The organism is Iningainema tapete BLCC-T55 (assembly GCF_014698965.1).
In the GTDB taxonomy this organism is placed as follows: domain Bacteria; phylum Cyanobacteriota; class Cyanobacteriia; order Cyanobacteriales; family Nostocaceae; genus Iningainema; species Iningainema tapete.
On the sequence record NZ_JACXAE010000063.1, the window covers coordinates 103,413 to 118,787 of the forward strand.

Below are 15,375 nucleotides of genomic sequence, written 5' to 3' on the forward strand. Positions count from 1 at the left end.
ATAATTAGGAATGGGCAAAGGGTTTGTTTATCTGATGAGACGATAATGTAGAGACGTTCCGGCGGAACGTCTCTACAAGGTTTTGGATAATTTTTAAAAGGTGAACGTGGTACGAAGTACACCTACAGTTGTGGTGTCATTTCTGGTGTCGCCTTCGGGGTTGAATAGGACAAATGCTCCTGGAGTAATACTAATATTATCGTTGACTTTGAAGCGATAGTATGCTTCTAAATGGTAAGGAGTAGTTCTATCTACACCTGTTGGCGCAAGCTGAGCTACACCATCGGCATCAGTGCGATGTAGTGGCTGTCCAAAAAGAATCCCGGCATTGTTACCTCTTTGGAATAAATCTCTGAAGTGAATTCCTGCCATCCAACTAGTGAAAGTGGTGGAAGCGTTTACACTACGAGGAGAAGCATTAACAAACATTGCCGCACCGTAGCCAGATAAAGCAACGTTTGGGGAGAGTCTCCAAGTTGCTGTAGCTCCGACAGAGTTAAGACTGACGGGTGTTCCTGCTGATACGCCAGCTAAAGCGCCGATGTCACTACTAGTTAAACCTGTACCCAGAATGTTAATTTCATGATAACTATTGGCGTAGTTTAAACCAATATCAATGGAATTGCTTGGTTTAAAGGTTACCTGTGCGGCAATGACGCTACTACCACCAAATAAGCCTCCTCCTAATGGTGTGGTAGAAACTCCAGGAATTGCTTCTGTAGAAGATTTTGTAGGAAGGTTAGCATTTACACTACCGTATAATGCTCTGAGATCTAGTTGCTTAGAAATGTTGAAAATAAAGCCTGCTGCTGATGCTAAACCAGCACCTGAAGTACCACCAGAGACGCGCACTACAGGGTTCAAACCAGCAAAGCGAGAAATTGCCTCTTGCCCTTCACCGTAAAAAGGTGTGATGACGGGAAAAGCGTCTGATACTTCTGCCGCAGTGCCAGCAAACAAAGTTAATTGTTTGGCAACAGGAAAAATGTAAAGCAGTTTGTAAAGCTCTACGCTATTGGCATTGCGTGGCGATAAAGTTTTCACATCGAGTCCGGGAAATTGAGGTTCAAAACCCACACGAGCGCTACTAGCACTTAGTAGTGGTGAGGCTAATCCTAATGACTGTTGCAGGCTGCCACTTCCATCTACACCACCTAAGAAGTTATGAGATTGCAAGCCAGTAATTAATAAGTCTTTGCCTGTAAAGCTGGTGTTGAGATTTAACCGTACTCTGTTGGTAAGGATAATATTGGGATCTTCTCTACCAGGAGCTCCTCCTGTTGCACCAATGGCGGCAAAAATTACTTCTCCGTTGAGTTTGGTAGTGGTGGAAAATTGGTTTGCTTCGATTTGTGCTGCTTTTGCTTCTACAACGTCTACTCTTCCTCGTAAAGTTGCTAGTTCAGCAGCAAATTGTTCTTGTAAATTTTGCAAGGTGATTAAATCTTCTTTTCTCACCAAATCGGCTGTTGCTGTAGCAATTAGTTCGTTAACACGATCAAGGCAAGCATTTAAACCAGCGGCAAATTCGTAGCGAGTTAAAGCACGATTGCCGCGATAAGTACCATTTGGATATCCAGCAATACAACCGTAGCGCTCAACTAGAGATTGCAATGCTTGAAAAGCCCAGTCTGTAGGTTGAACATCAGATAGTTGGGATACAGATGTTACTTGTTCAATTGTGTCTGATGCTGTTTGATTTGTAGAGGTTGAGTTAGTTTGAGATATATCTAAATTAGCTATATATGAATCTTTTTGCTGCTGTTTTAAATTAATTAAATCTTCAACATTACTATGAGTTGAAGTTGTGGAAACTTGCGCTTGTACAGGTAATTCGGCAAGTAAGCATAGAAAACTTACTCCACCAACAGCAGCTAGTAGAAGTTTTTTCACTTGAAATCCTCACACTAATTTTATCGGTCAAGTGGGTTTATTTTGAACCCCAATACTCAACCTAAAAACTAAATTTTTTCTAAAGTCTAAATATTATAATAAGCTTAAATATGGTCACAAATGAACATAAACTTTCATTAAAGATTTTTATAATTAAGATAAAATATTAATGCCTGTGAGATAGCATCCCGTTGAGATATTGCAAAATAGCAATGGTGACGATGACGCTCAAGGACAAACCTAGCCAAAAGCTGTCTACTACTATTGTTGGTTGATCTAATGCCCAACCACCTAATGTTGGACCGATAAAATAACCTACTGCCCAACATAAGGAATTCATGGAGAAGTATACACCACGTTGGGATTGTGGCGCAATTTCTGTGATGAGGGCGGAGGCAGAAGGTGCGTAGGAAACAACGGCGATGCTAAATACTCCTAAGGCTGTAGTTGCCCAAAATAAAGGAATTGATGTAACGCCTGTCAACCAAATCAAGCTAAAACCAATTGCCCAGAGTAGCGCAGAAACGCTGAGTGCTTGGGGATGATTTAAGCGTCTTCCCAGACTTGCTACTGGTAATTGTGTCACAATGGCGATCGCCAGATGCCATGCAAACAATGCGCTGATTGTACTGGCGGCAAATCCTTGGACTGTTTCAACTACGACAAAGTTTTTGAAGTATATCGGTAAAGTACTATGTAGTTGAGCGTTATAAGTCGTAAATATAATATTTACTAATACAAAAACTATTAAGCGCTGATCTCGTAAAGCTTCTATCCAAGCGCTTCTTTGCTGTTTCTTAGCTGATGAAACCTTTTGTGATTGATAGTTTTCTCTTATTCCTATATAAACAACAACAAAAAACACTAGGAAGGAGATGCCATCAATAATAAACAATGTACGATAACTTCCTGTTGTCGTCACTAAAATGCCTGCCAACAAAATCCCCAACCCCATACCAAAGTTATCGGCTAATCTAGTTAGGGCAAATGCTTCACGAATATTTTCATTCTTGGTTTGGTCAGCTACCACAGCTTCTGTTGCAGGCCAATACAAACCTGTACCTAAACCAGTTATTAAATTACCCACAACTAGAGTAGCAAAATTATTACTGCCTGCCAAGACAAAAGAACCAATTGCCGCAATTGTCAAAGAAAGTAACAAAGTGTTACGACGACCAATATGTGGTGAATCGGAAAAAGAGCCGCCTAATATCCGTCCCACAATACCGGAAACGGAAGCACTACCTAAGGCAAAACCAACAGCAGTTGTAGACAGCCCTACTTGATTGACGAAAAAAATTGGGGCGTAAAACAATGTAAAGCCAGTGCCAAACTCACAAAGAAACCTGCCTAAAGCTAAAATCCACACCTGGGGACTAAGTTGGAATAACCACGCAGGTAACCGGGGTATGTGGGAAAATTTCATTACTTACCTGTTTATGCCTTTATACAATACCCCATAGTTCACACTTGATAATCATTCGGTAGTTAGAGTACATTCACAAATTTTAATCTTTTTGTAATTCTTATTATTGTGGAAAATTTTCCTCATTGATTTCACAGTGTTTCCACAGGTACTCTCCTAGTTTTCCACAGGTCTTTGACGATGCGATCAGCTATTGCAGTTTTACTGGGGATTTTCGGGTACTGATAGTACAGAGCGAAAATAACTGAACTTATGTTAAGTTATTTTACAATAATATAGGTAAAACCCTGATTATTACGTAGATGTTGAGTTTCGAGAAAGTGCTGCTTAACATTTCGCAGCATTGACAACCATACCCCCTTTTGCTGCACAATGGTTCGGCTTGCTTTTATAGTCGGCTAAGCAGATGTGTAAAGTTACTTCAATTGCGATCGCCTTTGGGCGTGCAAAGCCAGAACTCTATCACTGCTGTTTTACTGTCGTTATCAGTAAGATTTCCTATTTGATACAGCTCTCAAAGGAGAAAAACCTCATGAAAGCAACGGTAAGTATATTTACAGAAATTCCCGAAACACTTCACGAATCGTTGAAGAACTACTTAGATCACCATCCTGATTGGGATGAAAATCGAGTACTTACAGCAGCGTTGTCACTATTTTTACTGCAAAATGGTGAAAGCGATCGCCGCGCTGCTCGTGTTTATTTGGAAACACTGTTTCAGCATAGCTAAAGATATTTAGATATAACACTAAATAATTTACCCGCCATTTTTCCGTATCTGCGCACAGAATAGGAATCGTGACGGGCAAGTAATTTAGTAAATTAAAGAGATTTTTCCGACTGCTGACCTTGAGTAGGACATTCAAACTTATACCCTACGCCACGTACAGTTTGGATTAAAGCTGGCTGACTAGCATCGGCTTCAATCTTCTTGCGAATTTGACCAATATGTACGTCTACAACCCGTTGATCTCCAACATACTCATAGTCCCATACCTCTTGGATTAGTTCAGCGCGTCGCCAAACTCGACCCGGATGGCTAGCTAAAAAATGCAATAAGTCAAATTCCAAGGCAGTTAGAAGTATCGGTTGATTATTAAGTGTCACCTCCCGCCGCACCGGGTCGATCATGAGCTTTTCAAAAATCAAGCGTTTTTGTTCTGCCGTAGTTACGACTCGCTGACGCCTTAATATAGCTGCGACTCTGACTTCTAGTTCTCCTAGCCCAAAAGGCTTGGTGAGATAGTCATCTGCACCTTTAGAAAAACCACGAATCTTGTCAGCTTCATCTGCACGGCTAGTCAGCATTAGCACAAACACACCATTACGGCTTTGCATCTCTTGGCAGAGGTTAAACCCAATTACGTCTGGTAAATTGACGTCTAAAATTACCAAGTCGGGATTGAATTGCTCAAACAGAGCTAGGGCGGTCTTACCGTCTTCGGCAGCCTCCACTTGATAATTCTGCTTGATTAGAAAGCGTTGAATTAAATTCCGGACCGCAGGGTCGTCGTCAACTACAAGAATCTTGGCAGGAGCCATGACCATCACTTTGCACAAAAATTCATAAGATTAACAGGTGGTGTTGCGTGAATTACGCAATCTCCACTTTGGAGACAATAAGAAACTACAAGGCTAAGGTACTATTTCCCTGAATATATCCAAATATAGTGTAATCAGGATTATTGTCAATTAGAGAGCCAATATTTTGGTAATATGTGCCAAAAACTCAGTTGTGTTCTTTAATTGTCAACCTTAGTAATGTCTAGTAATGTAGATGCTGTACCCTTAGCCGTTACAATTGGGTAAACTGAGCGTCGGCGCGTCTAAGTTGCATAACTGTATATTTTGGTCGTAAAGTGTTGACCTTGAATAGTCAAGACTTTATAGCCCAACCCTTGTTAAGAAGCAAGTTAAATGCACACGCAGCTTAGTAAAGTTGATTTTCCCAGTTGCCTGTAAATTTAAAACTTTTTAATTTTAAATCGATCTGCGGCTTTATGGCACAGAATATAACAAAGCAATTTTTCTCATCTAGCTTAAGGCACTGTAAATTGCCAAATCTGAAACAAACAAGATAATTTTTTCATAGACAATGCCTTTTAGGTATTTTTCTCTTAAATTCTAGAGTAAAGCCCCAAATTATGAACGACATGAGGGGATACACTGAGTTATGGCAATATGTTAAAGTGACTATAGTCAAAATTACTCGGTAAATTAAGCCTCGCTGTGGTAATATGCAGTTATGATCTAAATATCGACCGAAATATTGGTTCGAGCAAAATAAAAATTAAATTTATTTCGTAAACATACATATTGCCGCCTGTTGAGGCTATAGTTATCAACTCCCATGAGCGATCAAAATCCCTACGAAAAACTTGGGGTGTCAGAAGATGCCAGCTTTGAGGAAATTCAAGATGTCCGTAATCGTCTAATGGAACAGTACAGCAGCGATCCCAGGCGTCTAGAGGTGATTGAAGCAGCATACGATGCAATTCTAATGGAGCGCTTAAGAATGCGCCAAGAAGGAAAAATCAAAGTTCCTGAACGCATTCGCTTCCCAGAGCGTTTAGTCAACCCACCACCAAAAGAAAATCCTCTTCCTAGCCAGCAAACTCCAGCATGGCTGCAACGAATTTTAGATCAGCCAACGCCAGCAGAAGTACTTCTGGCAGGAGCTTGGTATTTGGGCTTGAGTGCTATAAGTCTATTTTATCAGGCAGGTAGCGAACAAGTTTTGCAACTAGTATTAGTGGTAGGAGTGGGAATTAGCATATACTTTATTAATCGCAAAGAAGGTAAATTTGGCAGAGCCGTTCTGTTTACTTTAAGTGGTTTAGTCTTGGGGTTAATTGCGGGAGGATTAATTGGTAGTTGGCTTATACCATCGATACAGCTTACTTATCTCAGTGCAAATCAGTTTGCCACAGTAGTAACTTTTGTATTGTTATGGCTGATCAATAGCTTTTTGCGTTAAGCTAGTTGCTAATGGCTATTGGTTGAAACCATTAGCAATCAGCTTGGTTATTTATTGGGCTGCCTTTGAGCGCTCTAAAACTAAGTCAACAGCAGTACTTAAATCCTTAACAATAAAGTTGGGGTGATAAAGTTCCAATTGTGAGCGATCGCGAATACCACACTCCACAGCAATCATCTTAATATCTTGTTTTTGCGCTGAAATAATATCGGCTTCTGTGTCTCCTACCATCCAAGTATCTATCGCAGGTGGTAATTCTGTCATAGCTCGTGCCATTAATAAAGGTTTATCATCAGTATCACGTGTTTTCACGTAGTCATTACTCAAACAGTAGCAGCGATTTTCTGGGAAGAATTTGGCTAAGTCGAATTTCTTGAAGGCGTAGTCTAACTCTCGCACTCGCCTCATAGTCATTACTGCTAAGTCAATACCAGCTTGTTGAATTTTAGACAGCGCATCCACAGCCCTTGGGGCAAGACAATCATACTGGAAATATGGATCAGTATGTACGGTCTTCTTTCGTAAAGAGGCAAATTCATTTGCTTGAGCTTCATCTAAACCAGAATTTACCGCAATTTGTTTTTCCGGAACACGTAAACGCTTCATCTGCCAAAATTCATCCTTAGGTAGTTGTTTTACCTGTTGATTTACGGTTCTGGTTTTTTCTAGGCAAATTTGATAGACGCGATAGTATCTTTCAGAGACATCAACAATCGGACCGTCAAAATCTGTAATAAGTCTTATCATTTATTTTTGAATCTTTATAATGCTTCTCACTTACATCATATAATCTCTTGGTTTCTGGGGAGACGCTCCGGCGGAGCGTCTCTACGACGTATGAATCTCGTTTCCTGTGTCTTTCAGGCTACCTCTTTTGATTTGTTCTCTTTCAATTGCTTCAAATAAAGCGCGAAAGTTTCCTTCGCCAAAACCTTTGGCTTGGGAAATACGTTCAATGAATTCAAAGAAAAATGTTGGTTTACCAAAAATTGGTTGAGTGAAAATTTGTAGTAGTAGAGGGGTATTTATTTTGTCGTCAGGGGTTTCTTCGTTCCAGTCTACTAAAATCTCGGCTTGTGCGATCGCTTGAAGTTGTTGTGAGGTGATGGGAAATCTGTTTCGCCTTTTCAAATCAGTGTAGTAGCTTTTAGGCACGCTTAGTAATGATAAACCATTTTGACGAAGTTGAGCGATCGTCTTGACAAGATTCGGTGTGCGCAAAGCTATATGCTGAATACCAGATCCATTATTTACATCTAAAAACTCTTGAATCTGGGAATTGGCAGAAGTTGGTTCATTGATGGGCAATTGTATGCTGCCATTGGGCGAAACTAATACTTGGCTATACAAGCCTGAGCGATCTGTTTTAATTTTAAACTTTTGTTGACGGCTAAAACCAAGAACTTTCTCATACCAAGCCACAGCCGACTCTAATTCACCTGCTTCTACATTAAGTACAATGTGATCTATGCCACTAAAAAAAGAGGAAGGCAAAGGAGAATTAGAGTTTCCACTTTCTTCCTCCTCCCAACTCCCCTGCTCCCCAACTCCTCTGTTCCCCTGCTCTCCTGTTCTTTTTTCTACCAACGTATGTGTCAAAGAACCCCAAGCAGCAATTTTTGCCCATTTAATGTACGTATTACCATATTGGTGTTGTTCGATGGGTTTAATAACTCTGGTATTATGTGCTAAAGCTTGTGCGATCGCAGCTTCCACATCTTCCACAGCAAAAGCGACATCTGCTACACCAGGCGGGTGCTGACGCAGAAATTTTGCCACTGGGCTTGTCTGTGACAGAGGTGAAGATAGTAAAAAGTATACAGAACCATTTTTCAATATCTCTGTACTGGCATGGCTTCCCCATTCTTGTGATTTTTGAGAGGTAAGGGAGATGCGCTCATACGATAGCGCTTCAAAACCTAGATGGCGTACAAACCAATCGCGCCACAGTTGGGCATCTTCAACATAGAAGTGAACGTGATCAATTTGCATAAGCTTAGAAAATCCCAAATTACAGCCCTACATCTGTAAATTTTGCCTTTTTTCCTGGATTTTCTGGTCATTCCCCAGCAAGAATCTACTTTAGGAAATAGATAATGGGCTATTGACTAAAGTCAATAGTCGATCCCAAAAAACCGACATAAGGATTGTAATCCCTGCTTGAGCCAACAGACAAACTTTTTGCCATTCATCTCAGGCAATTAGTAACGCACCATCAAATCCTCCCTACAAGGCAACGCTGCGATCTTCTTTTACCACCATTATCCCATTTTTCCAAAGTTCATACTCACTGAGATCAATATCCTCATTCCACACAATTTCATACCCCCCGTTTTCCACTTTGAATTTCTTAAAAAATGCAGGTTGATTCAGAGGCGCAAACCGGGGATCTTCGAAAAGATGAATAATATTATATTTCTTAACTTCTTGATTAGTAAATTCAATCATCACAGTATGATCTTCAATCGCTTTTGCCTGATAAATTCGAGGGTATTTCATATTTTTTTACTCTTGAAGGCTTAAATTTACGCAGTCTTTAGCGCAACAGTAGTGCCAGCGCCTGTTTTTTGAAGTTGGAAAGAACTACATTCTGAAGCCAAAAAAGTTTGTAAGTTCCGGTTCAAACCCAATTTTTTTAGTAATTTAGTAATTCCTTCTCCGTATTTTTGGTTAAATTTAGAACTTATATTTTCTAATGGAATATAGCTATTTGTATTTTTACTTGCTAATTCACTGATAATCTTAACTATTACCTGTTCCAAGTCTGCTTTAGTGTTGATTTCTTGTTTCTGAACAGAACTATTATTCTCTGTCTCTTTCACCTGATGCATTTTGAACAAGGCTACATAAGTTTCTGTGTCTTCTGGTAAATGGTGTACGGCAATTTCATGTTCATTAATAAAAATATCTTTAATTGTCTTACCTGGCAGGTGAAAAGATACAACTTCATCTAAGGAAAAACTAGTATTTTTGTAATAGATATTTGATATTTGAGATAGTTTAATCCACTGATTTGCCGTGCGGGTTTCTTCTGCTTTCATTATACTTTTAATTTCCGAGATAAATTTTTTGATGGAAGGTGGATTAAATAGGAAATGAGTTGGCATTTCACTATGACTATTCAATATCTTTAGATTCTGTCCTTGCTTACTAACTCGATATACTATTAACCCATTTTTTTGTAAATGATTACACAGGTTAGTCATTACTGTATCTGATGAACACACTAAAACCTCCTTGGCTTTTGGATAATACTCATGAATTGAAGAGCCAAATGCAATCATTTTGCCATCTGCATTATCTTTGCCAGCAGGAACATGAATTAACTCATAACCACGCCGATGAAAATCTACATCTAGTTTACCCAGACTACGCCAATTGGCAAAGGCAATTTTAACTTGAATTGGACAAGTACAAACTTTTGTTAAAAACTTTTCCGTTTCCGTGTTAATTTGTAAGTTTTCTGCATCTAATAGTAAAATTGCTATCGATTTTAAGTTATCTACAATAACAGAGCTATTTATTTCAGGTTTTCTAGGATTAAGTTGACGAATTTTTTCCAGTAGTCCTATTAATATTTCAGACTCAGATGATTCAGGAATTAGCACTGTCAGGAACCTTTGCAACTGCTGAACTAATGCTTCCCAATCTTGAGTTGAACTAAGTACTTCTGTTAACTTATTTGTCAAACTCGATTGATAGTGCTCGCTACGCCAATCTACATTTCTGTACTTTTCTAGCAATAATTCTCGCTGCTGCTGTTGTATAACAATCATTGCTTGGCAAACATGAGAACTGATTTGATTTAACAAGGCAGAATCATAGGTAGTTAGCAGATTATTCATAGCTCAATTTGCACAAAAAGGCATACTAGCTCAGGTTATATTTGAGCCATCTACTACTTGATAACCGTGAAACTGCTTAATTAGACGGCTTTTGCTCAGATTGTTGTAGAGTCTCTTTTAATTGAGTTTGTAGCCAATTTTCAAATAGTTCATTTAACAGTCGTTGTCGCATGGCATCATCTAATTGAGCGGGAAGAAACTTTTCTAAGCGCACAATTACCATCCATTCTCCTAGACGAGTTGGTGGTATGAGTTGCCCTGGCTGACTGGATGAAAGGATGTTTGCCAAAGCTGGGTGAGGAATGCCTAACTCCATTGGACCTAGTATACCGCCTGTTTGACCTTCCGGACCTTGAGAATATTCCCGTGCCAAGTCGCTAAAGGATTGTTCACCTTCTTGTATACGGAAGTAAAGTTCTTGGGCTATGCCAACATCGCCGACTCTAATTAAAGAATAGACTACTCGATCCAACTTTGCTTTACGTTGAATAAAGTAGCTTTCGAGTTTGTCTCCCCAAGTTATTTTCTTAAAGTTCTCTAGTTTAGCATTACGTGTCACTATATAATCAAGCTGTTCTCGTTCTAATCCACGGGTGTCTAACCATATTTTTAGGTCATCTTCTGTAGTTAGCTGATTGTCTTGGTAGAACTGCTTATAGGCTTTCATTGTTTCTTCCTGTTCTAAAGGAATTTTCGCCGTAGCCTGTTCGATGATAATTTCTCTGACTAACTGAGGTAGTATTCCGTACTGCTTCAGTAGCGGAACAATTTTATCAGTAGTAATTGTGCGATCGCCAACTTGTAAAACTTCAGTCATCTCCTCACATTTACTAAAAAAAGATGGGCATAGGGAGTGTTAAAGATAATTACAGCCTTATCGTATCACTCCGCTACCCCATCATAGCCTTTTAGGCAATACTACATGAAACCGAAATTACACCAGAGTATTCTGTGCTAGCACATCACTACCGATGTTGAATGTAAAATTATCGTTGAAATTTAGACCACCGCTAGCAAAATCAACTCTATTGTAGTTGAGTCCGGCAAGACCTACACGGGGATCAACGTTAAGTGATTTTTCCAGTTCTAGGATGATGATTTCGTTGTTGTCGATTTCTGGGGGACGTCCCACAGAGAAGGGATAGTTGTTATCATTGGCTACCAAGATGTGTCTGTCATCAAGTACCAAGACATTCTCAATGGTTTGGAAGGGGAAGTTGAAGACTGTGCTACCATCTTGATTGAGGTCTTGTGGGTCTTTGATATCTAAGAGGTTTGCTACTTCCTCTTTAACCACAAACCCATCAGCATCTTTCTGGGACAAGTCTACTTTGAAGATTTTCTTGAATTGGGCGGCGTCTGCTTGTTCGTTATCACGCTCAATTACTAAGTATTCATTGTCATTGACTACGGTAAAATCGCCAATCGCATAGCTGGAGTTTTCCAAACGGTAGTATCCAACTAAGCCTTGATACTCTTGGGTTGGGATATCAAATTTATGAATGCGCAGGGCATTAGCGGGATCGCCAAGAACAGATCCTTCTAACAAGGGATACAATGTGTTTTTGTCGGGACTAATTGCAAGTCCTTCAAAACCTCTAGAACCACCAAGGTTAGAGAAAGCATTACCTGCTAGAACATCTGGGTTTTGCGGAGAGCGTACAAAACTTCCCGCTATTTGTTCGCGCACTTGGAATCCTGTACCAGGGAAGTCGCTGAAGTAACCATCTACTCCCAAACCAATAAATTGTCTGTACTCTAGTTGTGGATTTCCGTTGTAATCTGCCGCTAGGTAGAGATTTTCATTGCGGAAGGTGTAAGGATGTACTAGTAACCCAGCAGCGTGAGCATCTTGAACTAGGGTTGTAGGAGGTGTTGTGAATCTGTCAGCGTCGTTAACTACTCCATCCCCATTAATATCATCTGCTCGACCATCACCATCATTGTCAACACCTCTAACTGATACTATCATCCGCTTCCAAGGACCAATGCCATCAGCGTAAGTAGCTATTTCTGCTAAGCCTTCAGGTGTACGCAAGTCTCCATAAGTACGAGTATCTCCACTCACTTCAAAGTCGTAGGGCTGATTTTCAATGAGTGTACCGTCAAGAGCAATGCCTTCGGCATCTAATAATTGTACTAGTGGTACGTCAATTAGCGTGTTGAGCTCTTTCAGGTTGCTAACTTCAAAAGACTGAATGAATACGCGACTAGGATCGGTAAAATTATTTCTTACTAGGGTTTCAACTAGTGGTTCTTCAAGAGATAAACCAATAGAATCGTGATAGGTGGGGTGTTTGGTTTCGGGGTAGATACCAATTTTGCGTCCTGTCTCCGCTTCTACTTGCTTGACGAGATTGATGATTTCGTCTAAGGTTGGGACTTCAAACAATCCGTTATATGATTGATCGCGGAAAGGAAGACGTTCTACTGCTCGTAGTGTTTTCAGTTCTTCTAAGGTGAAGCTTTCGGTAAACCAGCCTGTGATTGTTACTCCATCTACTACTCTGGTGGTTAAGCGATCAGCAAATTCTGGACGTAGATAAACGTCTGTGGTAGCTTCAACTAATGCCCCAGTTTGTGGATTGATGATGGCGATCGCGTTTTCGTGACGAGCAACTAGAACACCATCTTTAGTTAAAACTAAGTCTGGCTCAATGAAGTCAGCACCACGCTCAATCGCTAATTTGTATGCTTCTAATGTATGTTCGGGGCGCTCACCACTTGCACCCCGGTGTCCAATGACGATTGGGGGTTGCCCGTTGAGGGTGTTGAGTTTGAAGTAATTAGGGGTGGGAATTGGAGCATCTAACAATTTACCTGTGCTATCAAAGTGCAACAGGTAAGGACCAAATTCATCACCAATCCAGAATGTACCATCATTTGCTAATGCTAGAGATTCAATATCAAAATCTGCACCTGTTAATAAACGATCTGGTGTACCTTGGTTGACAATTGAGAAAGGAACTTTTTGATCGGGATCTGATAGCTGAATGAAGCCTTGTGTTTCTACACTACCATCGCCTGCTTCGCTACCACGAAAGTTGGGGTTTAAGCGTTGAATTCGTAGTAAAAAGTCAGCGCTGTTGTCTTTAGCACCAAAACCATTGTCAGAATTGAAATAAAAGCTGTTTCTACCTGCAAACTGAACTCCACTAAAGCCTTGTATAGGTTGACCTGGAAATGGAATTGTTCTTCCGTTGGTGTTACCTGTAATGAAGTTACCAGAAGCAGGACCATCAGCAAATGTATCGGCTGGTAGAACGGCAAATCCTTTGAGTGTTACGTTTGACATATTTTTCCCTGATTTGGAACACGCACAATTTTTGTTCTATTGCTCAGTAATGCACTCTGATGAATTAATAAAATTAAAGTTTCAGCAACCTTTTTTTCACTAAGCAAGAGCTATTGAGAGTATGCTTCAGATTGATACTACATGAAGCTTTCTATACTTTCTGAAACTCTCACATTTAGGTTAAGAACAAGAAATATTTTGATTAAAAAGCAGTATTTTTTCTGAATTGATTATTAGTGATTACAACATGATGAATACTGACTTACCTAAAGTTTATTAATCTTAAAATTTTTCTACATAAATAGTTTTTCAAATTTTGTTTAACAATTATGGAATTTTAAAAAGCTTTATGCTTATATAGCTAAATATAGGCAGAAGTAATTGACGGATTATTTATGGTTAAGTCTGTTAAACCTTCATCTGAGTTGCTCAGTGGCGCGAAAACGCCGACTCAGGAAACATTATTTACACCTCGGTTTTACACTACTGACTTTGATGCGATCGCGCATATGGATATTTCGGCGCATGAGCCGGAGTTGAGAGCTATTCTGGAGGAGTTAAGGGCTGACTATAATCGCCATCACTTTGTACGTGATGCAAAGTTTGAGAAATGTTGGGACAATATAGAAGCGGAAACCCGTATTGCCTTCATTGATTTCTTGGAACGTTCTTGTACTTCGGAGTTTTCTGGGTTTCTGCTATTTAAAGAGTTATCACGCCGACTGAAAAACCGTAATCCTGTATTAGCCGAAGCCTTCCATTTTATGGCGCGAGATGAAGCACGTCATGCTGGATTTCTCAATAAAGCAATGGCAGATTTTAATCTATCGCTGGATTTGGGCTATTTGACTAAAAACCGCACTTATACTTTCTTTCCACCAGAGTGGATTATCTACGCGGTGTACCTGTCGGAGAAGATAGGTTACTGGCGCTACATAATAATGTATCGTTATTTAGAGTCGCATCCAGAGCAGCAATTTTATCCTCTGTTCCGCTACTTTGAGAGTTGGTGTCAGGACGAAAATCGGCATGGGGATTTTTTTAAGGCGTTACTAGAGTCTCAACCACGGTTGTGGAATAATTGGAAAGCACGGCTATGGGTACGTTTCTTTTTGCTGGCTGTGTTTGTGACTCATACTTTGACGGTATTTGAACGAGCAAAGTTTTATGAATCAATTGGCTTGGATGCACGGGAGTACAATACCCAAGTCATTCACAAGACTAATGAAACGGCTGCACGGGCTTTTCCGGTGATTTTGAATACTTTCCACCCGCAGTTTTTCTCACGCCTAGAACAGTGTTCGGAGAATAATCTCAAAATAGCCCAGATTAATGGGAGCGATCGTCCTAGAATTGTGCGGTTTTGCCAAAAACTACCTTTGATACTGTCAACCGTTTGGCATTGTTTGCGGATTTACCTCATTAAACCGATTGATGCTCAATCTTTACGAGGAACAGTTTATTGAATGTAGTTAGAGTAGAGTCACTACCAAATATGTACGGTTAACTCTACAAGACAGGCGATCGTCGTACTGTTATATTTAGGCGGTGTTGAGTCAACAGACTTGAGCACAACCGAACCGTGACAAATAAATAGTTTGAAAGTTGTTGTACTAGATGCTTTTGAGCAGTTGGTATGTCGAGGGCAACTGAGAGTAAAGTTACCTAGAGGAAAAAAAATCAAAAATTTTTTCCAAACCCCTTGACACTTCGGTGAGGAATAGTTATCTTAGATAAGTGCCGACAAGAAAGACGGCAACCGAACCGAGAAAAATCAATAGTTTGAAAGCTTCTACAAAAGAAATCCTCGTCAAGAAACTTAAATTGGGTTAACCCAAAAAAGAAATCAAGACAGTAGAGACGTTCCTCCGGAACGTGTTTACACCAGAATCAAAACGGAGAGTTTGATCCTGGCTCAGGATGAACGCTGGCGGTATGC

At 40.0% G+C, this 15,375-nt stretch carries 11 protein-coding genes and 1 pseudogene; 3 read left to right on the forward strand and 9 right to left on the reverse strand.

Annotation, left to right across the window (positions count from 1 at the left end):
• Positions 1–93: 93 nt before the first annotated feature.
• Both ICL16_RS18825 and ICL16_RS18830 read right to left on the reverse strand, forming a co-directional pair.
• Positions 94–1,893 (reverse strand): iron uptake porin, encoded by a 1,800-nt coding sequence (locus tag ICL16_RS18825; RefSeq protein ID WP_190830631.1) that lies wholly within the window; start codon positions 1,891–1,893, stop codon positions 94–96.
• Positions 1,894–2,059: 166 nt separating this feature from the next.
• Positions 2,060–3,319, reverse strand: a complete 1,260-nt coding sequence (locus ICL16_RS18830; RefSeq protein ID WP_190830633.1) for an MDR family MFS transporter — start codon at positions 3,317–3,319, stop codon at positions 2,060–2,062.
• A gap of 532 nt (positions 3,320–3,851) precedes the next feature.
• Here ICL16_RS18830 and ICL16_RS18835 point away from each other — a divergent pair.
• Positions 3,852–4,049 (forward strand): DUF2811 domain-containing protein, encoded by a 198-nt coding sequence (locus ICL16_RS18835; protein ID WP_190830659.1) that lies wholly within the window; start codon positions 3,852–3,854, stop codon positions 4,047–4,049.
• A 92-nt stretch (positions 4,050–4,141) separates the two neighbouring features.
• Here the strand turns inward: ICL16_RS18835 and ICL16_RS18840 are convergent, their stop codons facing one another.
• Positions 4,142–4,861, reverse strand: a complete 720-nt coding sequence (locus tag ICL16_RS18840) for a response regulator transcription factor (protein WP_190830635.1) — start codon at positions 4,859–4,861, stop codon at positions 4,142–4,144.
• Positions 4,862–5,669: 808 nt separating this feature from the next.
• On the opposite strand from ICL16_RS18840, the gene ICL16_RS18845 reads away from it, so the two are divergent.
• Positions 5,670–6,296: a CPP1-like family protein gene (locus ICL16_RS18845; RefSeq protein WP_190830637.1), complete on the forward strand. Its 627-nt coding sequence runs from the start codon at positions 5,670–5,672 to the stop codon at positions 6,294–6,296.
• 51 nt (positions 6,297–6,347) lie between these two features.
• On the opposite strand, the gene ICL16_RS18850 is transcribed toward ICL16_RS18845, so the two are convergent.
• The 6 genes and pseudogenes from ICL16_RS18850 to ICL16_RS18875 form a co-directional block, all read right to left on the reverse strand.
• Entirely contained in the window at positions 6,348–7,043 is a 696-nt protein-coding gene (locus ICL16_RS18850; RefSeq protein ID WP_190830639.1) for an HAD family hydrolase, read from the reverse strand.
• Between the two features lie 81 nt (positions 7,044–7,124).
• Complete coding sequence (gene hppD, locus ICL16_RS18855) at positions 7,125–8,288, reverse strand: 4-hydroxyphenylpyruvate dioxygenase (RefSeq protein ID WP_190830641.1); 1,164 nt, start codon at positions 8,286–8,288, stop codon at positions 7,125–7,127.
• Between the two features lie 234 nt (positions 8,289–8,522).
• Positions 8,523–8,795: a DUF2442 domain-containing protein gene (locus ICL16_RS18860; protein WP_190830643.1), complete on the reverse strand. Its 273-nt coding sequence runs from the start codon at positions 8,793–8,795 to the stop codon at positions 8,523–8,525.
• A gap of 26 nt (positions 8,796–8,821) precedes the next feature.
• Positions 8,822–10,141, reverse strand: coding sequence for an NYN domain-containing protein (locus ICL16_RS18865; RefSeq protein ID WP_190830645.1), 1,320 nt, complete (start codon positions 10,139–10,141; stop codon positions 8,822–8,824).
• Between the two features lie 76 nt (positions 10,142–10,217).
• A complete protein-coding gene (locus ICL16_RS18870) occupies positions 10,218–10,958 on the reverse strand; it encodes a peptidylprolyl isomerase (RefSeq protein WP_190830647.1) in 741 nt (246 codons plus the stop codon).
• A gap of 117 nt (positions 10,959–11,075) precedes the next feature.
• Positions 11,076–13,430: pseudogene (locus ICL16_RS18875) on the reverse strand (esterase-like activity of phytase family protein); the annotation flags it as partial.
• Between the two features lie 401 nt (positions 13,431–13,831).
• On the opposite strand from ICL16_RS18875, the gene acsF reads away from it, so the two are divergent.
• Positions 13,832–14,902, forward strand: coding sequence for a magnesium-protoporphyrin IX monomethyl ester (oxidative) cyclase (gene acsF, locus ICL16_RS18880; RefSeq protein WP_190830651.1), 1,071 nt, complete (start codon positions 13,832–13,834; stop codon positions 14,900–14,902).
• Positions 14,903–15,375: the final 473 nt, after the last annotated feature.

Excerpts from the sequence above, each read along its gene's own strand:
- ICL16_RS18830 (WP_190830633.1), bottom strand. The coding sequence starts at position 3,319 with ATGAAATTTTCCCACATACCCCGGTTACCTGCGTGGTTATTCCAACTT.
- ICL16_RS18835 (WP_190830659.1), top strand. The coding sequence starts at position 3,852 with ATGAAAGCAACGGTAAGTATATTTACAGAAATTCCCGAAACACTTCAC.
- ICL16_RS18840 (WP_190830635.1), bottom strand. The coding sequence starts at position 4,861 with ATGGCTCCTGCCAAGATTCTTGTAGTTGACGACGACCCTGCGGTCCGG.
- ICL16_RS18845 (WP_190830637.1), top strand. The coding sequence starts at position 5,670 with ATGAGCGATCAAAATCCCTACGAAAAACTTGGGGTGTCAGAAGATGCC.
- ICL16_RS18850 (WP_190830639.1), bottom strand. The coding sequence starts at position 7,043 with ATGATAAGACTTATTACAGATTTTGACGGTCCGATTGTTGATGTCTCT.
- hppD (WP_190830641.1), bottom strand. The coding sequence starts at position 8,288 with ATGCAAATTGATCACGTTCACTTCTATGTTGAAGATGCCCAACTGTGG.
- ICL16_RS18860 (WP_190830643.1), bottom strand. The coding sequence starts at position 8,795 with ATGAAATACCCTCGAATTTATCAGGCAAAAGCGATTGAAGATCATACT.
- ICL16_RS18865 (WP_190830645.1), bottom strand. The coding sequence starts at position 10,141 with ATGAATAATCTGCTAACTACCTATGATTCTGCCTTGTTAAATCAAATC.
- ICL16_RS18870 (WP_190830647.1), bottom strand. The coding sequence starts at position 10,958 with ATGACTGAAGTTTTACAAGTTGGCGATCGCACAATTACTACTGATAAA.
- acsF (WP_190830651.1), top strand. The coding sequence starts at position 13,832 with ATGGTTAAGTCTGTTAAACCTTCATCTGAGTTGCTCAGTGGCGCGAAA.